This is a genomic window from Kitasatospora sp. NBC_01250, from assembly GCF_036226465.1.
Taxonomy (GTDB): domain Bacteria; phylum Actinomycetota; class Actinomycetes; order Streptomycetales; family Streptomycetaceae; genus Kitasatospora.
On sequence record NZ_CP108476.1, the window covers coordinates 1766961 to 1790083 of the forward strand.

Annotated in this window: 1 protein-coding gene (only partly in view); it reads right to left on the reverse strand. The window is 73.8% G+C overall.

The window, feature by feature from the left end; genetic code table 11:
• Positions 1-143: 143 nt before the first annotated feature.
• Positions 144-23123, reverse strand: partial view of a type I polyketide synthase gene (locus OG500_RS07515; RefSeq protein WP_329577977.1) — the 3' portion only. 12558 nt of this gene lie beyond the right edge of the window; 22980 of the gene's 35538 nt are visible here — the last part of the coding sequence; its start codon lies off the right edge, out of view; it ends in the stop codon at positions 144-146.

Sequence of the window (23123 nt, forward strand, 5' to 3'; positions counted from 1 at the left end):
TGATCGGCCGGGGGGTGATCGGGGGTCGGGTGGTGATCGGGGGTCGGGTGGTCGGTGGTCCGGTGGTGATCGGTGGTCCGGTGGTCCGCCGCGGCACGAGGGCCCGCGGGCGGGTCGGTCGGTGCGGGAGTCATCCCGGTCCCTCAGTCCCGGCCGAATTCACGGCTGATGATGTCGAAGAGGTCGTCGGCCGACGCGTTCGCCAACTCCTCGTCCTCGGCGCCGTCCGCCGCGTCCTCGGTCACGGTCCACTTCGCCATCAGCGCCTGGAGCCGGGCCGTGACCCGGGCGCGGTCGGCGTCGTCGGCGGACATCGCGGTGAGCCGCTGGTCGAGCGCGTCCAGCTCGGCCAGCACCGGCGCCGCGGAGTCGACCGCGTCGGGGACGATCTCCGCGCCCAGGTGCTCGGCCAGCGCCGTGGGGTTCGGGTAGTCGAAGACCAGGCTGGTCGGCAGGCGCAGCCCGCTGGCCACGGTGAGGCGGTTGCGCAGCTCGACGGCGGTGAGCGAGTCGAAGCCCAGCTCGTTGAAGGCCCGGTCGGCGTCGACCGCGCCGGCCCCGGCGTAGCCGAGGACGGCGGCGACCTCGGCGCGCACCAGGTCGAGCAGGGTGCGGTCCCGTTCGGCGGCGGGCAGTGCCCGCAGCCGCTCCACGAAGGCCGCCGACTGCTCGGCCCCGTCGCCCTCGTCGGCGGGCGTGCCGACCGCCAGCGCCGCTCGGGCCTCGGGGACCTCGTCGAGCAGCGGGCGGGGCCGGGCCGCGGCGAAGGCCGGGGCGAACAGCGCCCAGTCCACGTCGGCGACCGTCAGCGCCGTCTCCTGGTGGTCCAGCGCCTGCTGGAGGGCGGCGATGCCGAGCTCCGGCGCCAGCACCCGCAGGCCGCGGCGGCGCAACTGCTCGGCGGCCTGCGGGTCCTCGGCCGCCATGCCGATCTCGCCCCACGGACCCCAGGCGACCGAGGTGGCCACCAGGCCGGCGGCCCGACGGCGCTCGGCGAGCGCGTCCAGGAAGGCGTTGGCCGCCGCGTAGCCCGCCTGGCCACCGCTGCCCCACACCCCGGCGATCGAGGAGAAGAGCACGAAGGCGTCCAGGTCGGTCTCGCCCAGCGCCGCGTCCAGGTGGACCGCGCCGGAGACCTTGGCGTCCATGACCCAGGACAGCTCGCCCAGGTCGCTGTGGGTCAGCGCGGTGTCCTGGGTGACCCCGGCCGCGTGCACGACCGCACGCAGCGGGGTGCCGCCGGGCTCCTCCGCGGTGAGGCGCTTGAGCAGCGCCGCCACGGCCGGGCCGTCGGCCACGTCACAGGCCTCCAGGGTGACCTGGGCGCCCAACTCCGCCAGCTCCTGGCGCAGTTCCTCGGCGCCGGGGGCGTCGGCACCGCGGCGCCCGGTGAGCACCAGGTGCTCGGCGCCGTTGCGGGCCAGCCAGCGGGCCACCTCGGCACCCAGCGCACCCGTGCCGCCGGTGACCAGCACCGTGCCACGGGGCTTCCAGGCCGGGACGGACGCCTGCGGCCGGGCCGCCCGCGCCAGGCGGCGGACCAGGACGCCCGAGCGGCGGATCGCCAGCTGGTCCTCACCGGCGCCGGCCTCCGGGCGCGCGCCCGGGCCCGTGCTCGCGCTCGTGCCGGTGGCTGCGCCTGCGCCCGTGCTCGGCTTCGTGCCCGTGCCCGTGCCCGTGCCTGTGCCTGTGCCTGTGCTCGTGTCGGTGTCGGCGAGGACGGCCGCCAGGCTGGCGGCCGCGCGCCGGTCGACGGTCGACGGGAGGTCGACCAGGCCGCCCCAGCGCTCCGGGTGCTCCAGCGCCACCACCCGCCCCAGGCCCCAGACCTGCGCCTGGGCCGGGCTGCCGGCGGTGTCGGCCGGACCGGTCGCCAGCGCACCACTGGTCACGCACCACAGCGGCGCGCCGATCTCCGCGTCGCCGAGCGCCTGGGTCAGCATTGCGGTCGCGGCAAGCCCGGCAGGCAGCACGGGGTGGGTCGGATGCGGCTCCTCGTCCAGCGCGAGCAGCGAGACCACGCCGACCAGATCGGCGGCCCCGGCGCGCAGCGCCTCGGCCAGCGCGGCGCGGTCGCAGGCCGCGGCCTCCACCGGGAAGCGGTGGACCTCGGCGCCCGCCGCCGTCAGCGCCTGTGCAGTCGTGGCGACCCTGGCGTCCTCGGCCCGTGCGGCCGGGACAACCAGCAGCCAGCTGCCGTTCAGGCGTCCCGTCGGCTCGGCGGCGAGCGGCTTCCAGGTGATCCGGTAGCGCCAGCCGTCCACCACCGACTGCTCCCGCTGCTGGCGGCGCCAGGCGGAGAGCACCGGCAGGACGGCGCTCAGCTCGCTGCCGCCCTCGACCTCCAGGGTCGCGGCCAGCGCGGCCAGGTCCTCGCTCTCGACGGCCTCCCAGAACCGCGCATCCGTGGCCTGCGCCCCGGTCCGGCTCTCACCGGTGAGGGTGGCGGCGGTGGCAGCGGGCAGGTGCTCGGGCCAGTAGTGCTGGCGCTGGAAGGGGTAGGTGGGCAGGTCGATCCGGCGGGCGCCGGTGCCTGCGAAGAACGCCGGCCAGTCCACGGGGATGCCGCGGACGTGGGCCTGGGCGAGCGCGGCGACCGCGCTGCGCGCCTCGGGGCGGCCCGCGCGGAGAACGGACACGAAGGCGGTCCGCTCGGCGGTGGCGATCTCCTGGCCCATCGCGCTGAGCACGCCGTCGGGGCCCAGTTCGACGAAGGTGCTCACGCCGTGCTGCTCCAGGGTGGCGATCGCGTCGGCGAAGCGGACGGCCTCGCGGACGTGGCGCACCCAGTACTCGGGGTCCGTCAGGTCGGCGGACTGGTCGAGGGTGGAGACGATCGGGATCGTCGGGGCGTGGAAGGTCAGTTCGGCGGCGAGCGCGCGGAACTCGGCGAGCATCGGCTCCATCAGCGGTGAGTGGAACGCGTGGCTGACGGTCAGGCGCTTGGTCTTGCGGTCCAGCTGCGCCGCAACGTCGAGCACCGCCTGTTCGGCGCCCGAAAGCACCACGGACGTCGGGCCGTTGACGGCGGCGATACCGACGTCGGAGCGGTCGGCGAGCAGCGGCAGCACCTCAGCCTCGCTCGCCTGGACGGCCACCATCGCACCACCGGCGGGCAGCGCCTGCATCAGGCGGCCACGCGCGGCCACCAGCTTGGCGGCGTCAGTGAGGGAGAGGACACCGGCGACGTGCGCGGCAGCCAGCTCACCGATCGAGTGACCGGCCAGGAAATCCGGCCGCACGCCCCAGGATCGGAGGAGACGGAACAGCGCCACTTCGAGGGCGAAGAGCGCCGGCTGGGTGTAGGCCGTCTGGTCGAGCAGCGCGTCGCCTTCGGCGAGCGGAGTCTCCAGGTACTGGTCCAGCTCCACGCGGACCGCGTCGTAGGCATCGGCGAACACCGGGAACGCGCCGTACAGTTCAGCACCCATCCCGGCCCGCTGGCTGCCCTGCCCAGTGAACAGGAACGCCGTCCGCCCCTCCACCACCGAGCCCGTGACGACCTGCGCCAGCGACTCCCCCGCCGCCAACGCGGCCAGCCCGCCCAGCAGTTCGTCCCGCTCCCCCGCCAGCACCACCGCGCGGCGCTCCAGCGCCGCCCGGCCCGTCGCCAACGAGTGCGCCACATCCACCGGTTCGGCCTCCGCAGCCACCGGCAGCAACCGCTCCGCCTGCGCACGCAGCGCGTCCGCGTCCCGCGCGGAGAGGACCACCGGCATCACCGACGGCGACACCGCCACCTCGGTGACCGGCTCCGCCGCGCTCTCCGGCGCCTGCTCCAGGATCGTGTGCGCATTCGTTCCACTGATGCCGAAGGCCGAGATTCCGACCCGGCGCGGAGCGCCGGTCTGCGGCCAGGCGGTGGCCTCGGTCAGCAGCGAGACCGCACCCGCCGACCACTCGACGTGCGAGGTCGGCTCGTCGACGTGGAGCGTGCGAGGCAGCATGCCGTGCCGCATCGCCATCACCATCTTGATCACGCCCGCCACACCGGCCGCGGCTTGCGTGTGGCCGATGTTCGACTTCACCGCGCCGAGCAGCAGCGGCCGTTCGGCCGGCCGCTGCTGGCCGTAGGTGGCCAGCAGCGCCTGCGCCTCGATCGGGTCGCCCAGCCGGGTGCCCGTGCCGTGCGCCTCCACCGCGTCGACCTGGTCGGCGGTCAGGCGGGCGTTCACCAGTGCTTGGCGGATCACCCGCTGCTGCGAGGGCCCGTTCGGGGCCGTCAGGCCGTTGGACGCGCCGTCCTGGTTGACGGCCGAGCCGCGCACGATCGCCAGCACCGGGTGCCCGTTGCGCTGCGCGTCGGAGAGCCGCTCCACCAGCAGCATGCCCGCGCCCTCGCCCCAGCCCGTGCCGTCCGCCGCACCGGCGAACGCCTTGCACCGGCCGTCGACGGACAGCCCGCGCTGACGGCTGAACTCGATGAACAGATCCGGCGTCGACATCACGGTGACACCGCCGGCCAGTGCCAGCGAGCACTCACCGCTGCGCAGCGCCTGCACCGCCATGTGCAGGGCGACCAGCGAGGCCGAGCACGCGGTGTCGACCGAGACCGCCGGACCCTCCAGCCCGAAGGTGTAGGAGAGGCGGCCGGAGATGACGCTGGTGGCCGTGCCCGTCAGACGGTGCCCCTCCACCCCTTCCAGGCCGTCGACGAGCAGGTTCGCGTAGTCCTGGCCGTTGGTGCCGATGAAGACACCGGCCTGGCTGCCACGCAGCGCCGCCGGGTCGATGCCCGCCCGCTCGAACGCCTCCCAGGAGGTCTCCAGGAGCAGCCGCTGCTGCGGGTCCATCGACAGCGCCTCGCGGGGCGAGATGCCGAAGAAGGTCGGGTCGAACTCCGTGGCGCTGTCGAGGAATCCACCGCCGCGGGCGTACGTGGTGCCCTGGTGGTCCGGGTCCGGGTGGTAGAGGTTCTCGATGTCCCAGCCGCGGTCGGTCGGGAACCCGCCGATCGCGTCCTCACCGGCGATCAGCAGGTCCCAGAGCTGCTCGGGGGTGCTGACGCCGCCGGGGAACCGGCAGCTCATGGCAACGATGGCGATCGGCTCGTCGGCGAGACCAGCGGCCGAGGCGAAAGTGGCCGGCACTGCCGTGGACAACGGCTGTGCGGCGCCCAGCAGTTCGGAGCGCAGGTGCTCGGCCAGCACGGCCGCCGACGGATAGTCGAAGACCAACGTGGCCGGCAGCCGCAGACCCGTCGCCGCGTTCATCCGGTTGCGCAGATCGACGGCCGTCAGCGAGTCGAAGCCCAGCTCCTTGAACGCCCGGCCCGCCTCCACCGCACTCGCATCCGCGTAACCGAGGACCGCCGCCACCTGCGCCCGCACCAGCTCCAGCAGCGCCCGGTCCTGCTCCACCGGCGACAGACCCGCCAGACGACCGGCCAGCGAGGACTCGCTGTTCGCGGCAGGAGCCGAGGCGAGCGCGGCCTCCATGACCGTGCGGGCCTCGGGGATCTCGTCGAAGAGGCGACTCGGACGAACAGCGGCGGTCTCGGCCGCCACCTTCTCCCAGGCAACGGCGGCAATCGTGACGGTCACGTCGCCGTTCTCCAGGGCCTGCTGCAGCGCGGTGATCCCCAGCGCCGGCGCCATCCCCACCACACCGTCACGGCGCAGCCGGTCGGCCACCACCTCCTCGGTCGCCAACCCCGCCTCCGCCCAGGCACCCCAGGCGATCGAGGTCGCGGCCAGACCATCGGCCCGCCGCTGCTCCGCGAGAGCGTCCAGGAACGCGTTCGCCGCCGCATAGTTGGCCTGACCCGCACTGCCGACCGAACCCGCCATCGACGAGAACAGCACGAACGCGTCCAACCCGTCGGTCAGCTCATGCAGATTGCGCGCCGCATCCACCTTCGGACGAGCCACCGCAGCGAACCGCTCCGGCGTCTGCCCCTCCAGCACACCGTCATCCAGCACACCCGCCGTGTGGAACACCGCCGACACCGGATGCGCCGCCAGCAACGCCGCCAACGCCTCACGGTCCGCCACATCACACACCGCGACCGTGACCTCCGCACCCAACGCGGCCAACTCCTCCCGCAGCCCCACCGCACCCGGAGCCTCCAGGCCACGCCGACTCGTCAGCAGCAACCGCTCGGCACCGGTACGCACCAGCCAACGCGCCACCTCAGCACCCAACGCACCCGTACCACCGGTCACCAACACCGTGCCCGACGGCCGCCACGCCACCGCCTCCCCACGCCCAGCCCGCACCAGACGACGACCGAACACACCCGACGCCCGCACCGCGACCTGATCCTCACCACCCAGACCCGCCAGCACACCCGCCAGCCGCGACAACGCACCCTCGTCCAACACCTCGGGAAGGTCGATCAGACCACCCCAACGCTCCGGATGCTCCAACGCCACCACCCGGCCCAGACCCCACACCTGCGCCTGCACCGCACCGACCAGCCGCTCCGCACCACCCACCGACACCGCACCACGCGTCACACACCACAACGGCCCACCCACCCCGGCATCACCCAACGCCTGCACCAACGCCAACGAACCAGCCACCGACACCGACTCGTCCAACGCCAGGAACGACAGCACCCCATCAGCCGTCACACCGGCCAGCAGCTCCGCCAGCGCACCGCGCCCGGCCGCCGCCGCATCCACCTCGACCTGACGCACCGTCACACCCCGCCCGGTCAGCACCGCCACCGCACCCAGCACCGCCGGATCCTCGGCCAGCGACGCCGGGACCACCACCAGCCAACTGCCCGACAGCGCGGCCGACGTGGCATCCGCGACCGGCAGCCAGCTGTCCCGGTAGCGCCAGCCGTCGATCACGGTCTGCTCGCGGTGCCGGCGGCGCCAGGCCGACAGCAGCGGCAGGGCCGAGCTCAGCGGCTGGTCACCGTCCAGATCGGCGGTGCCGGTCAGCTCCGCGAGGTCGCCGCGCTCGACGGCTTCCCAGAAGCGGGAGTCCACCTCGTCGAGCACGGCCTCGGGCCGGGCGACCGAGCCGTCCGACTCCAGCCAGTAGCGCTCGCGCTGGAACGCGTAGGTCGGCAGGTCGATCCGCCGCGCGCCCCGGTCGGCCAGGAAGCCCGCCCAGTCGACCGCGATCCCGCGCACATGCGCCTCGGCCAGCGAGGCGAACAGCCGCTCCGGACCACCCTCGTGACGGCGCAGCGTCCCGAACGCCACCGCATCGCGCCCGGCGGCCTCGATGCCCTCCTGCACCGCCATCGCCAGCACCGGATGCGCACTGACCTCGACGAACGTCCCAAAGCCCTCCGCGAGCAGCGTGCCGACAGCGTTCTCGAACTCCACCGTCGCCCGCAGATTGGTGAACCAGTACTCCGCATCCATCCCGGAACCGTCCACCCACGCACCCGACACCGTCGACAACAACGGCACCTGTCCAGCGCGCGGCTCGATCCCCGCCAACAGCTCCAGCAACTCAGCCCGGATCGCCTCCACCTGCGCCGAGTGCGACGCGTAGTCCACCGGCACCCGCCGCGCCCGCACCCCCTCCGCCTCACACGAGACCAACAACTCGTCCAACGCGGCAGGTTCACCCGACACCACCACCGACGACGGCCCGTTCACCGCCGCCACCGACACCCGCGCCTCACCCCATCCGGCCAGGCGCTCGCGCACCCCCGCCACCGGCAGCGCCACCGACACCATGCCGCCCCTGCCCGCCAACCCCGCAGCAATCGCCCTGCTGCGCAGGGCCACCACCCGCGCACCGTCCTCCAACGACAGCGCACCCGCCACCACCGCCGCCGCGATCTCCCCCTGCGAATGACCGATCACCGCGCTCGGACGGACCCCCGCCGCCCGCCACACCTCCGCGAGCGACACCATCACCGCCCACAACACCGGCTGCACCACCTCCACCCGCTCCAACCACGCCTCACCGGCCCGGCCGAGCAGGACGTCCTCCAGCGACCAGCCGTCGGCGAAGGGCGCCAGCGCCACGCCGCAGGCCTCGATCGAGGCCCGGAACGCCGCCGACTCCTCCCACAGCCGAGCACCCATCGCGGCCCACTGCGAGCCCTGGCCCGGGAAGACGAACGCGACCTTCCCCGCCGAGCCGCTCACCCCGCGCACCACCTCCGCCGCGACCCCACCCGAGGCCAGCGCCGCCAAGCCGCGCTCCGCCGTCTCGCGATCACCCGCGACCACCACCGCCCGGTGCTCGAAGACCGAGCGCGAGGCCAACAGCGAGTGGCCCACGTCCAGCAGGCCGACCTCGGGCCGCTCCCCCAGCAGCGACAGCAACCGCGCCGCCTGCCCCGCCAACGCCGCACCACTCTTCGCCGACAGCACCAACGGCACCGGACCACTCACGGCCACCGACTCGCCCACCGGCTCCGGAACCTGCTCCAGAACCACATGAGCATTGGTCCCGCTGATCCCGAACGACGACACCGCCGCACGACGCGGCCCACCGCTCGCCGGCCACTCCCGCGCCTCGGTCAGCAACTCCACCGCCCCCGAAGCCCAATCCACCTTCGGCGACGGCTCGTTCACATGCAGGGTGCGCGGCAGCACACCATGCCGCATCGCCATCACCATCTTGATGATCCCGCCGACACCCGCCGCCGCCTGCGTGTGACCGATGTTCGACTTCAACGACCCCAACCACAACGGCCGCTCCACCGAACGCTCCTGGCCATACGTCGCCAGCAACGCCTGCGCCTCGATCGGGTCACCCAACGGCGTCCCCGTCCCGTGCGCCTCCACCGCATCCACCTGATCGGCCGTCAGCCCGGCTGCCGTCAGCGCCTGGCGGATCACCCGCTGCTGCGAGGGACCGTTCGGCGCCGTCAGACCGTTCGAGGCGCCGTCCTGGTTGACGGCCGAACCCCGCACCACCGCCAGCACCGGGTGCCCGTTGCGCTCGGCGTCCGACAACCGCTCCACGAGCAACATGCCGACACCCTCACCCCACCCCGTGCCGTCCGCGTCGCCCGAGAACGCCTTGCAGCGCCCGTCGGCCGAGAGCCCGCGCTGGCGGCTGAAGTCCACGAAGACCTCCGGGGTGGACATGATCGCCACACCGCCGGCCAGGGCCATCGTGCACTCGCCGCTGCGCAGCGCCTGGATCGCCCAGTGCAGCGCCACCAAGGACGAGGAGCACGCGGTGTCGACGGTGACCGCCGGGCCCTCCAGGCCCAGCGTGTAGGCGACCCGGCCCGAGGTGATGCTGCCCGAGACCCCGGTGCCGATGTGTCCCTCGACGCCCTCGGGCAGCTCACTGATCCCGCTGGCGTAGTCGTGGTACATCACGCCCGCGAAGACGCCGGTCCGGCTGCCGCGCAGGGTCGCCGGGTCGATGCCCGCCCGCTCGACGGCCTCCCAGGAGGTCTCCAGCAGCAGCCGCTGCTGCGGGTCCATCGCCAGCGCCTCGCGCGGCGAGATCCCGAAGAACGCCGGGTCGAACATGCCCGCGTCGTGCAGGAAACCGCCCTCGCGGGCGTAGGTGGTGCCCTGGTGGTCCGGGTCCGGGTGGTAGAGGCTCGCCAGGTCCCAGCCACGGGTGGCCGGGAAGCCCGAAACGGCGTCCGCACCGGAGAAGACCAACTGCCACAGGTCCTCGGGCGACTCCACACCACCCGGGTAGCGGCAGGCCATGCCGACGATCGCGATCGGGTCATCGGCAGCAGCCGGAGCCGGGCCGGTCACGGACGTCGCCACCGCGTCGCCCAGCAGCTCGGCGAGCAGGAAGGCCGCCAGGGCCAGCGGGCTCGGGTAGTCGAAGATCAGCGTGGCGGGCAGCCGCAGACCGGTGGCACCGTTCAGCTCGTTGCGCAGCTCCACCGCCGTCAGCGAGTCGAAGCCCAACTCCTTGAACGCCCGACCCGCCTCCACCGCACCCGCATCCGCATAACCGAGCACCGCCGCCACCCGACCGCAGACCAGCTCCAGCAGCGCGGCCTCACGCTCACCAGCCGGCAGCGCGGTCAGCGTCCGCACCAGGGCGGAGCCGGTCGCCGCGCCGGCGGTACCGGCTTCGACGGCTCGTCGGGTCGGCACCCGGACCAAGCCGCGCAGCAGCGGCGGCAGGGTCCCGGCCGCGGCCTCGGCGCGCAGCGCGGCGAAGTCGAGACGCATCGGCACCAGCACGGCCTGGTCGGCGGCGCAGGCGGCGTCGAAGAGCGCCAGGCCCTCGGCGGCGGACATGCCCTGCACACCGCCGCGGCTCATCCGCTGGACGTCGGCCTCGGCCAGGCTGCCGATCATGCCGCCGTTCGCCCAGGCGCCCCAGGCGAGCGAGGTGGCGGCCAGGCCCTGGGCGCGGCGCCAGGTGGCGAGTGCGTCCAGGAAGACGTTCGCGGCGGCGTAGTTGCCCTGGCCCGGGCCGCCGAAGGTGCCGGCGGCGGACGAGAAGAGGACGAACGCGCTCAGGTCGTCGGTGAGTTCGTGCAGGTTGAGGGCCGCGTCCAGCTTCGGGCGCAGCACGGTGTCCAGCCGCTCGGGGGTCAGCGAGGAGACGATCCCGTCGTCCAGCACACCCGCGGTGTGCACCACCGCCGACACCGGATGCTCGGCAAGCAGCGCCGCCAGCGCAGCACGATCCGCCACATCGCACGCCGCGACGACCGCGCTGGCACCCAACACGGTCAGCTCGGCCACCAGTTCGTCCGCACCCGGCGCCTGCGCACCACGACGCGACACCAACAGCAGGCTGCGCACCCCGTGTTCGGCCACCAGATGCCGGGCCACCAGACCGCCCAGGGTGCCCGAGGCACCCGTCACCAGCACCGTGCCGTCCGCATCGAAGACCGGCACCGGCTCGACCGGCGACGACTCGACCGCCGCAGCCACCCGCGCCAGACGGGGCACCAGGACCTCGCCCGCGCGGATCGCCAACTCCGGTTCGCCGGAGGCCAAGGCACCGGCGATCGGGCCGCGCGTCTGCTGACCGTCGAGGTCGAGCAGCACGAAGCGGCCGGGGTTCTCGGACTGCGCCGAGCGCACCAGACCCCAGACCGGCGCGTGCACCAGGTCGGTGACGCCGCTCGTGTCGACCGCCACCGCGCCCCGGGTCACCAGCACCAGCCGCGAGCCGGCGAACCGCTCGTCCGACAGCCACGCCTGGACCACGGCGAGCACGCCGTGCAGCGCCTCACGCACGGTCGATGCACTGTCCAGGGACAGGAAGACCGCCTCCGGGGTGGTCAGGCCGTCCTGCACCGCCGCACCCAGCGCGGCGAGATCGGCAAACCGAGCCGCGCCGAAGGCCTCGGCGCCCAGCGCCGCCCAGCGCCCGGCCGCACCGGCCGCCGCCACCGGCAGGTTCTGCCAGGCCACCTGGAAGAGCGAGTCCGTGAACTCGCCACCGGCTGCGCGGATCTGCTCCTCGGAGACCTCGCGCATCGCCAGTGCGTCGACCGACGCGACCGGCCGGCCCGACTCGTCCGCCAGCACCAGCGCGACCGTGTCACGGCCCGCCGGGGACATCCGCACCCGGACCGCCGAGGCGCCGGTCGCGTGCAGGGTCACCCCGTTCCAGGCGAACGGGAGCCGCCCGCCGCCGTCGCTCGCCAACAGCTCGCCGAGACCCACCGCGTGCAGCGCGGCGTCCAGCAGGGCCGGGTGCAGGCCGAAGCGCGCGGCGTCGCCGTGCGCGGCCTCCGGCAACCGGACCTCGGCGTAGACGTCCTCGCCCAGGCGCCAGGCGGCGCGCAGGCCCTGGAACACCGGGCCGTAGCCGAAACCGGCCGCGGCCAGCCGCTCGTACAGGTCCTCGACGCCGACCACGGTCGCACCGGCCGGCGGCCACTCGGCCGGCTCGAAGCCGGGCGCGGCGGCCGAGCCGGGCGCGAGCACACCGGTGGCGTGCCGGGTCCACGGCGCCTCGGCGAGCGCGTCCTGCGGCCTGGAGTGCAGGCTCACCACGCGCCGGCCCGAGGCGTCGGCGGCCTCCACCGAGAGCTGCACCTGGACCCCGCCGTGCTCGGGCAGGACGAGCGGAGCCTCCAGCGTCAGCTCCTCCAACACCTCGCAGCCCACCTGGTCGCCCGCCCGGATCGCCAGCTCCACGAAGGCCGTGCCCGGCAGCAGCACCGAGCCCAGCACGACGTGGTCGGCCAGCCACGGGTGCGACTGCACCGAGAGGCGGCCGGTGAAGAGGAAGCCGTCGGCAGCGGCGAGCGGGACGGCCGCACCGAGCAGCGGGTGCCCGGCGGGGGCCAGACCGGCCGCCGCGACGTCACCGGTGCCGGCGAACGGGCGCTCGGGCCAGTAGTGCTGGCGCTGGAAGGGGTAGGTGGGCAGGTCGATCCGGCGGGCGCCGGTGCCTGCGAAGAACGCCGGCCAGTCGACGGGGATGCCGCGGACGTGCGCCTGGGCGAGCGCAGTGACCGCGCTGCGGACCTCGGGGCGGCCCGCGCGGAGAACAGGCACGAAGGCGGTCCGCTCGGCGGTGGCGATCTCCTGGCCCATCGCGGCGAGCACGCCGTCGGGGCCGAGCTCGACGAAGGTACGGACGCCGTGCTGCTCCAGGGTGGCGATCGCGTCGGCGAAGCGGACGGCCTCGCGGACGTGGCGCACCCAGTACTCGGGAGTGGCAAGGTCGGCGGACTGGTCGAGGGTGGAGACGATCGGGATCGTCGGGGCGTGGAAGGTCAGTTCGGCGGCGAGCGCGCGGAACTCGGCGAGCATCGGCTCCATCAGCGGGGAGTGGAACGCGTGGCTGACGGTCAGGCGCTTGGTCTTGCAGTCCAGTTGCGCCGCAACGTCGAGCACCGCCTGCTCCGCGCCTGAAAGCACCACGGACGTAGGGCCGTTGACGGCGGCGATACCGACATCGGAGCGGCCGGCGAGCAGCGACAGCACCTGCGCCTCGGCAGCCTGCACCGCGACCATCGCACCACCGGCAGGCAGCGCCTGCATCAGGCGGCCACGCGCGGCCACCAACCGCGCCGCATCCGCCAGGGACAGGACCCCGGCGACGTGCGCGGCGGCCAGCTCACCGATCGAGTGACCGGCCAGGAAGTCCGGCCGCACACCCCAGGACTCGACGAGGCGGAACAGCGCCACTTCGAGGGCAAAGAGCGCCGGCTGCGTGTAGGCCGTCTCGTCGATCAACGCGTCGGCCTCGCCGAGCGGCGTCTCCAGGTACTGGTCCAGCTCCCCGCGGACCGCGTCGTAGGCATCGGCGAACACCGGGAACGCGCCGTACAGTTCAGCGCCCATCCCGGCGCGCTGGCTGCCCTGCCCGGTGAACAGGAACGCCGTGCGGCCCTCCACCACCGAGCCCGTGACGACCTGCGCCACCGACTTCCCCGCCGCCAACGCGGCCAGCCCGCCCAGCAGTTCGTCCATCTCACCGGCGACGATCACGGCACGCTGCTCGAAGGCCGCGCGCGTCGTCGCCAGCGAGTAGGCCGCATCCGCGAGTTCGACGCCCGCGACCGCCGACAGCAGCCGCTCGGCCTGCGCACGGAGCGCGTTCGCATCCCGCGCCGAGAGGACCACCGGCAGCACCGCGGGCGACACCGTCGCCTCGGTGACCGGCTCCGGCGCGGTCTCCGGTGCCTGCTCCAGGATCGTGTGCGCATTCGTGCCACTCACGCCGAAGGCCGAGATGCCGACCCGGCGCGGGGCGCCGGTCTGCGGCCAGGCGGTGGCCTCGGTCAGCAGCGTGACCGCGCCCGCCGACCACTCCACCTGCGGGGTGGGCTCGTCGACGTGGAGCGTGCGGGGAAGCATGCCGTGCCGCATCGCCATGACCATCTTGATCACGCCCGCGACACCGGCCGCCGCCTGGGTGTGGCCGATGTTCGACTTGATCGACCCCAGCCACAGCGGCTGGTCGGCCGGCCGCTGCTGGCCGTAGGTGGCGAGCAGCGCCTGTGCCTCGATCGGGTCGCCCAGTCGGGTGCCCGTGCCGTGCGCCTCCACCGCGTCGACCTGGTCGGCGGTCAGGCGGGCGTTCACCAGTGCTTGGCGGATCACCCGCTGCTGCGAGGGCCCGTTCGGGGCCGTCAGGCCGTTGGACGCACCGTCCTGGTTGACGGCCGAGCCGCGCACGATCGCCAGCACCGGGTGCCCGTTGCGCTGCGCGTCGGAGAGCCGCTCCACCAGCAGCATGCCCGCGCCCTCGCCCCAGCCCGTGCCGTCCGCCGCACCGGCGAACGCCTTGCACCGGCCGTCGACGGACAGCCCGCGCTGACGGCTGAACTCGATGAACAGATCCGGCGTCGACATCACGGTGACACCGCCGGCCAGCGCCAACGAGCACTCACCGCTGCGCAGCGCCTGCACCGCGAGGTGCAGAGCGACCAGCGAGGCCGAGCACGCGGTGTCGACCGAGACCGCCGGACCCTCCAGCCCGAAGGTGTAGGAGAGGCGCCCGGCCAGCACACTGGTGGCCGTGCCCGTCAGGCGGTGCCCTTCCACCCCCTCCTGGCCCTCGCCCAGCAGCGAGATGTAGTCCTGGCCGTTGGTCCCGATGTAGACGCCGGCCTGGCTGCCGCGCAGCACGGCGGGGTCGATGCCCGCCCGCTCGAACGCCTCCCAGGAGGTCTCCAGGAGCAGCCGCTGCTGCGGGTCCATGGTGGTCGCCTCGCGCGGGCTGATGCCGAAGAACGCGGGGTCGAACCGGGTCGCGTCCTGCAGGAAGGCGCCCTTACGGGTGTAGATCTTGCCGAGCTGCTCGGGGTCGTCGTCGAAGAGCGAGTCGAGGTCCCAGCCGCGGTCGGCCGGGAAGTCCACCACCGCGTCGCCACCTGCGATCAGCAGGTCCCAGAGCTGCTCGGGGGTGCTGACGCCGCCGGGGAACCGGCAGCTCATGGCAACGATGGCGATCGGCTCGTCGGCGAGACCGGCGGCCGAGGCGAAAGTGGCCGGCACGGCCGTGGACAACGGCTTTGCGGTGCCCAGCAGTTCGGAGCGCAGGTGCTCGGCCAGCACGGCCGCCGACGGATAGTCGAAGACCAACGTGGCCGGCAGCCGCAGACCCGTCGCCGCGTTCATCCGGTTGCGCAGATCGACGGCCGTCAGCGAGTCGAAGCCCAGCTCCTTGAACGCCCGGCCCGCCTCCACCGCACTCGCGTCCGCGTAACCGAGGACCGCCGCCACCTGCGCCCGCACCAGCTCCAGCAGCGCCCGGTCCTGCTCCACCGGCGACAGACCCGCCAGACGACCGGCCAGCGAGGTGCCGGGCCCGGCGGCGGTGTCCGTGCCGCCCGGCTGGGCGGCAGCGGCCCGCAGGCGCTGGACCTCCGGGATCTCGTCGAACAGGTTGCCGGGCCGGACGGCCGCGAACTCGGGGGCGAGCTGCTCCCAGACGATGTCGCCGATGGTGACAGTGACGTCGCCGTTCTCCAGGGCCTGCTGCAGCGCGGTGATCCCCAGCGCCGGCGCCATCCCCACCACACCGTCACGGCGCAGCCGGTCGGCCACCACCTCCTCGGTCGCCAACCCCGCCTCCGCCCAGGCACCCCAGGCGATCGAGGTCGCGGCCAGACCATCGGCCCGCCGCTGCTCCGCGAGAGCGTCCAGGAACGCGTTCGCCGCCGCATAGTTGGCCTGACCCGCACTGCCGACCGAACCCGCCATCGACGAGAACAGCACGAACGCGTCCAACCCGTCGGTCAGCTCATGCAGATTGCGCGCCGCATCCACCTTCGGACGAGCCACCGCAGCGAACCGCTCCGGCGTCTGCCCCTCCAGCACACCGTCATCCAGCACACCCGCCGTGTGGAACACCGCCGACACCGGATGCGCCGCCAGCAACGCCGCCAACGCCTCACGGTCCGCCACATCACACACCGCGACCGTGACCTCCGCACCCAACGCGGCCAACTCCTCCCGCAGCCCCACCGCACCCGGAGCCTCCAGGCCACGCCGACTCGTCAGCAGCAACCGCTCGGCACCGGTACGCACCAGCCAACGCGCCACCTCAGCACCCAACGCACCCGTACCACCGGTCACCAACACCGTGCCCGACGGCCGCCACGCCACCGCCTCCCCACGCCCAGCCCGCACCAGACGACGACCGAACACACCCGACGCCCGCACCGCGACCTGATCCTCACCACCCAGACCCGCCAGCACACCCGCCAGCCGCGACAACGCACCCTCGTCCAACACCTCGGGAAGGTCGATCAGACCACCCCAACGCTCCGGATGCTCCAACGCCACCACCCGGCCCAGACCCCACACCTGCGCCTGCACCGCACCGACCAGCCGCTCCGCACCACCCACCGACACCGCACCACGCGTCACACACCACAACGGCCCACCCACCCCGGCATCACCCAACGCCTGCACCAACGCCAACGAACCAGCCACCGACACCGACTCGTCCAACGCCAGGAACGACAGCACCCCATCAGCCGTCACACCGGCCAGCAGCTCCGCCAGCGCACCGCGCCCGGCCGCCGCCGCATCCACCTCGACCTGACGCACCGTCACACCCCGCCCGGTCAGCACCGCCACCGCACCCAGCACCGCCGGATCCTCGGCCAGCGACGCCGGGACCACCACCAGCCAACTGCCCGACAGCGCGGCCGACGTGGCATCCGCGACCGGCAGCCAGCTGTCCCGGTAGCGCCAGCCGTCGATCACGGTCTGCTCGCGGTGCCGGCGGCGCCAGGCCGACAGCAGCGGCAGGGCCGAGCTCAGCGGCTGGTCACCGTCCAGATCGGCGGTGCCGGTCAGCTCCGCGAGGTCGCCGCGCTCGACGGCTTCCCAGAAGCGGGAGTCCACCTCGTCGAGCACGGCCTCGGGCCGGGCGACCGAGCCGTCCGACTCCAGCCAGTAGCGCTCGCGCTGGAACGCGTAGGTCGGCAGGTCGATCCGCCGCGCGCCCCGGTCGGCCAGGAAGCCCGCCCAGTCGACCGCGATCCCGCGCACATGCGCCTCGGCCAGCGAGGCGAACAGCCGCTCCGGACCACCCTCGTGACGGCGCAGCGTCCCGAACGCCACCGCATCGCGCCCGGCGGCCTCGATGCCCTCCTGCACCGCCATCGCCAGCACCGGATGCGCACTGACCTCGACGAACGTCCCAAAGCCCTCCGCGAGCAGCGTGCCGACAGCGTTCTCGAACTCCACCGTCGCCCGCAGATTGGTGAACCAGTACTCCGCATCCATCCCGGAACCGTCCACCCACGCACCCGACACCGTCGACAACAACGGCACCTGTCCAGCGCGCGGCTCGATCCCCGCCAACAGCTCCAGCAACTCAGCCCGGATCGCCTCCACCTGCGCCGAGTGCGACGCGTAGTCCACCGGCACCCGCCGCGCCCGCACCCCCTCCGCCTCACACGAGACCAACAACTCGTCCAACGCGGCAGGTTCACCCGACACCACCACCGACGACGGCCCGTTCACCGCCGCCACCGACACCCGCGCCTCACCCCATCCGGCCAGGCGCTCGCGCACCCCCGCCACCGGCAGCGCCACCGACACCATGCCGCCCCTGCCCGCCAACCCCGCAGCAATCGCCCTGCTGCGCAGGGCCACCACCCGCGCACCGTCCTCCAACGACAGCGCACCCGCCACCACCGCCGCCGCGATCTCCCCCTGCGAATGACCGATCACCGCGCTCGGACGGACCCCCGCCGCCCGCCACACCTCCGCGAGCGACACCATCACCGCCCACAACACCGGCTGCACCACCTCCACCCGCTCCAACCACGCCTCACCGGCCCGGCCGAGCAGGACGTCCTCCAGCGACCAGCCGTCGGCGAAGGGCGCCAGCGCCACGCCGCAGGCCTCGATCGAGGCCCGGAACGCCGCCGACTCCTCCCACAGCCGAGCACCCATCGCGGCCCACTGCGAGCCCTGGCCCGGGAAGACGAACGCGACCTTCCCCGCCGAGCCGCTCACCCCGCGCACCACCTCCGCCGCGACCCCACCCGAGGCCAGCGCCGCCAAGCCGCGCTCCGCCGTCTCGCGGTCGCCCGCGACCACCACCGCCCGGTGCTCGAAGACCGAGCGCGAGGCCAGCAGCGAGTGGCCCACATCCAGCAGGCCGACCTCGGGCCGCTCCGCGAGCCGGGCCAACAGCCGCGCCGCCTGCCCCTCCAGTGCCGCACCGCTCTTCGCCGACAGCACCAACGGCACCACACCGGCAGGTGCGGCGGCCGGCTGGACCTCGGTGGTCGGCGCGAACTCCAGAACCACATGAGCGTTGGTGCCACTGATCCCGAACGACGACACCGCCGCACGACGCGGCCCACCGCTCGCCGGCCACTCCCGCGCCTCGGTCAGCAACTCCACCGCACCCGAAGCCCAATCCACCTTCGGCGACGGCTCGTTCACATGCAGCGTCCGCGGCAGCACACCATGCCGCATCGCCATCACCATCTTGATGATCCCGCCGACACCCGCCGCCGCCTGCGTGTGACCGATGTTCGACTTCAACGACCCCAACCACAACGGCCGCTCCACCGAACGCTCCTGGCCATACGTCGCCAGCAACGCCTGCGCCTCGATCGGGTCACCCAACGGCGTCCCCGTCCCGTGCGCCTCCACCACGTCGATGCTCTCGGCCGACAGACCCGCGTTGGCCAGGGCCTGGCGGATCACCCGCTGCTGCGAGGGACCGTTCGGCGCCGTCAGACCGTTCGAGGCGCCGTCCTGGTTGACGGCCGAACCCCGCACCACCGCCAGCACCGGGTGCCCGTTGCGCTCGGCGTCCGACAACCGCTCCACGAGCAGCATGCCGACACCCTCGCCCCACCCCGTGCCGTCCGCGTCGCCCGAGAACGCCTTGCAGCGCCCGTCGGCCGAGAGCCCGCGCTGGCGGCTGAAGTCGACGAAGGTCTCGGGCGTGGCCATCACGGTGACACCACCGGCGAGCGCCATCGTGCACTCGCCGTTGCGCAGCGCCTGGATCGCCCAGTGCAGCGCCACCAGCGAGGACGAGCAGGCGGTGTCGACCGTCACGGCCGGGCCTTCGAACCCGAAGGTGTAGGCGACCCGACCGGAGGCGATGCTGCCGGACACACCCGTGCCGATGTGTCCCTCGACGCCGTCCGGCAGCTCGCTGATCCCGGTGGCGTAGTCGTGGTACATCACGCCCGCGAAGACGCCGGTCCGGCTGCCGCGCAGGGTCGCCGGGTCGATGCCCGCCCGCTCGACGGCCTCCCAGGAGGTCTCCAGCAGCAGCCGCTGCTGCGGGTCCATCGCCAGCGCCTCGCGCGGCGAGATCCCGAAGAACGCCGGGTCGAACATGCCCGCGTCGTGCAGGAAACCGCCCTCGCGGGCGTAGGTGGTGCCCTGGTGGTCCGGGTCCGGGTGGTAGAGGCTCGCCAGGTCCCAGCCACGGGTGGCCGGGAAGCCCGAAACGGCGTCCGCACCGGAGAAGACCAACTGCCACAGGTCCTCGGGCGACTCCACACCACCCGGGTAGCGGCAGGCCATGCCGACGATCGCGATCGGGTCATCGGCAGCAGCCGGAGCCGGGCCGGTCACGGACGTCGCCACCGCGTCGCCCAGCAGCTCGGCGAGCAGGAAGGCCGCCAGGGCCAGCGGGCTCGGGTAGTCGAAGATCAGCGTGGCGGGCAGCCGCAGACCGGTGGCACCGTTCAGCTCGTTGCGCAGCTCCACCGCCGTCAGCGAGTCGAAGCCCAACTCCTTGAACGCCCGACCCGCCTCCACCGCACCCGCATCCGCATAACCGAGCACCGCCGCCACCCGACCGCAGACCAGCTCCAGCAGCGCGGCCTCACGCTCACCAGCCGGCAGCGCCAGCAGACGGGCGGTCAACTCCGAGCCACCGGCCGCACCCGACCGGGCGACCCGGCGGGCCGGGACCCGCACCAGTCCGCGCAGCAGGGCGGGCAGGGTGCCGGCCGCCGCCTGGGCACGCAGCGCGGCGAGATCGAGGCGGATCGGCACCAGGGCGGCCTCGCCGGTGGCGGTGGCCGCGTCGAGCAGGCTCAGGCCCTCGGCGGCGGAGAGCCCGTGGATACCGCCGCGGCTCATCCGCTGGACGTCGAGCTCGTCCAGGCTGCCGACCATGCCGCTGCTGTCGGCCCACGGGCCCCAGGCGAGCGAGGTGGCGGCCAGGCCCTGGGCGCGGCGCCGGCTGGCGAGCGCGTCCAGGAAGACGTTCGCGGCGGCGTAGTTGCCCTGGCCGGGGCTGCTCATCGTGCCGGCGGCGGACGAGAAGAGGACGAACGCGCTCAGGTCGTCGGTGAGTTCGTGCAGGTTGAGGGCCGCGTCCAGCTTCGGGCGCAGCACCGTGTCCAGCCGCTCGGGGGTCAGCGAGGAGACGATCCCGTCGTCCAGCACCCCCGCGGTGTGCACCACCGCCGACACCGGGTGCTCGGCAAGCAGCGCCGCCAGCGCGTCACGATCCGCCACATCGCACGCCGCGACGACCGCGCTGGCACCCAACGCGGCCAGCTCGGTCACCAGTTCGTCCGCCCCCGGCGCCTGCCCACCACGACGCGACACCAACAGCAGGCTCCGCACCCCGTGTTCGGCCACCAGATGCCGGGCCACCAGAGTGCCCAGCAGACCGGAGGCGCCGGTCACCAGCACCGTGCCGTCCGTATCGAAGACCGGCACCGGCTCGACCGGCGACGACTCGACCGCCGCCGCCACCCGCGCCAGACGGGGCGCACGCAAGGTGCCCGCACGGACGGCCAGTTCGGGCTCGCCCGCGGCCAGCGCGGCCGACAGGGCCTCGCGGGAGAAGTCCCCGCCGTCGAGGTCGAGCAGCACCAGGCGGTCGGGGTTCTCTCCCTGCGCGGCGCGGACCAGGCCCCAGACGGGGGCCTGCGCCAGGTCGGTGACGCCGCTCGCGTCGGCCGCCACCGCGCCGCTGGTCACCAGCACCAGCCGCGAGCCGGCGAACCGCTCGTCCGCCAGCCACGCCTGGACCACGGCGAGCGCGCGGTGCAGCACCTCGCGCACTGCCGCGGCGCCGGCCTCGCTCGCCGCTCCCAGCGTCAGGAAGACCGCGTCGGGCACGGTCAGGCCGCCGTCCACCGCCGCACCCAGCGCGGGCAGGTCGGCGAAGGCAGCCGCACCGAACGCCTCGGCACCCAGCACGGCCCAGCGGCCGGCCGGCGCGGCGGAGACCGGCAGCGCGGCCCACTCCACCCGGTAGAGCGACTCCACGAAGCCGCCGCGCGCGGCGTGCACCTGGGTGTCGGAGACCTCGCGGGAGACCAGCGACTCGATCGAGGCGACCGGCTGTCCGGACTCGTCGGCCAGCAGCAGTGCCGCCGTCTCCTGGTTGCGCTCGGAGAGCCGCAGCCGCAGCGCGGTGGCGCCGCTCGCGTAGAGGCTCACGCCGTTCCAGGCGAACGGGATGCGGGCCTGCCTGGGGGCCTCGGCGCCTTCGGGGCCGGTGATGTCCAGGCCGAGCGCGTGCAGCGCGGCGTCCAGCAGGGCCGGATGCAGGCCGTAGCCGGCGGCGTCCTCGTGCGCGGCCTCGGGCAGCCGGAGCTCGGCGTAGACCTCGCCCTCGTGGCGCCAGGCGGCGCGCAGGCCCTGGAACACCGGGCCGTAGCCGAAACCGGCGGCGGCCAGCCGCTCGTACAGGTCCTCGACGCCGACCGCGGTCGCACCGGCCGGCGGCCACTCGGCCAGCTCGAAGCCGGGCGCGGTGGCCGAGCCGGGCGCGAGCACACCGGTGGCGTGCCGGGTCCACGGCTCCTCGGCGAGCGCGTCCTCCGGGCGGGAGTGCATGGTCAGCGGGCGGCGGCCGGACTCGTCGACGGCACTGAGCGCCAGCCGGAGCTGGACGCCGCCGCGCTCGGGCAGGACGAGCGGAGCCTCCAGCGTCAGCTCCTCCAGCACCTCGCAGCCCACCTGGTCGCCGGCCCGGATCGCCAGTTCCACGAAGGCGGTGCCCGGCAGCAGGATCGAGCCCATCACGACGTGGTCCGCGAGCCACGGGTGCGACTGCACCGAGAGCCGGCCGGCGAACACCACGCCGTCGGAGTCCGGCAGTTCGACGCTGGCGCCGAGCAGCGGGTGACCGGCCGCACCGAGGCCGATCGATGCGACGTCACCGGCGGCCGTGATCGGCGTGCGCGGCCAGAAGCGGCGGCGCTGGAAGGCGTAGGTGGGCAGGTCGACCCGGCGGGCACCGGTGCCCGCGAAGAACGCCGGCCAGTCCACGGCGATGCCCCGCACCTGGAGCCGGGCGAGCGCGGTGGTCAGCGTGCGGACCTCCGGGCGCTCGCCACGCAGCACCGGCACGAAGACGGCACCCTCGACGGAGACGCTCTCCTGCCCCATCGCGGACAGCACACCGTCCGGGCCCAACTCCACGAAGCTGCGCACACCCTGGCCCTCCAGGGCCGTGACGGCATCCGCGAAACGCACCGCCTCACGGACATGACGCACCCAGTACTCGGGATCCGTCAGGTCCGCCGACCGGTCCAAGGTGGAGACGATCGGGATCGTCGGCGCGCAGAAGCCCAACTCCGCGACGACGGCCCGGAACTCCGCCAGCATCGGCTCCATCAACGGCGAATGGAACGCATGGCTGACACTCAGCCGCTTGGTCTTGCAACCCAGCTGCCCGGCCACCTCCAGCACCGCCCGCTCGGCACCCGAAAGCACCACAGCCAAAGGCCCGTTGACAGCAGCGATACCCACATCCGAGCGGCCCTCCAGCAGCGGCAGCACCTGCGCCTCGCCCGCCTGCACCGCCACCATCGCACCACCGGACGGCAACGCCTGCATCAGACGACCACGCGCCACCACCAACCGCGCCGCATCCGCCAGCGACAGCACCCCCGCCACATGCGCCGCAGCCAACTCACCGATCGAGTGCCCCGCCAGGAAATCCGGCCGCACACCCCACGACTCCACCAACCGGAACAGCGCCACCTCCAACGCGAACAACGCCGGCTGCGTGTACGCCGTCTCGTCCAACAACGCATCCGCCTCGGCCAGCGGCGTCCCCAGATACCGGTCCAGCTCCCCGCGGACCGCGTCGTACGCCGCCGCGAACACCGGGAACGCGCCATACAGTTCAGCACCCATCCCGGCCCGCTGACTACCCTGACCGGTGAACAGGAACGCCGTCCGCCCCTCCACCACCGAGCCCGTGACGACCTGCGCCACCGACTCTCCACCCGCCAACGCGGCCAGCCCGCCCAGCAGTTCGCCCCGCTCACCGGCAACGATCACGGCACGCTGCTCCAGGGCCGCACGCGTCGTCGCCAGCGAGTA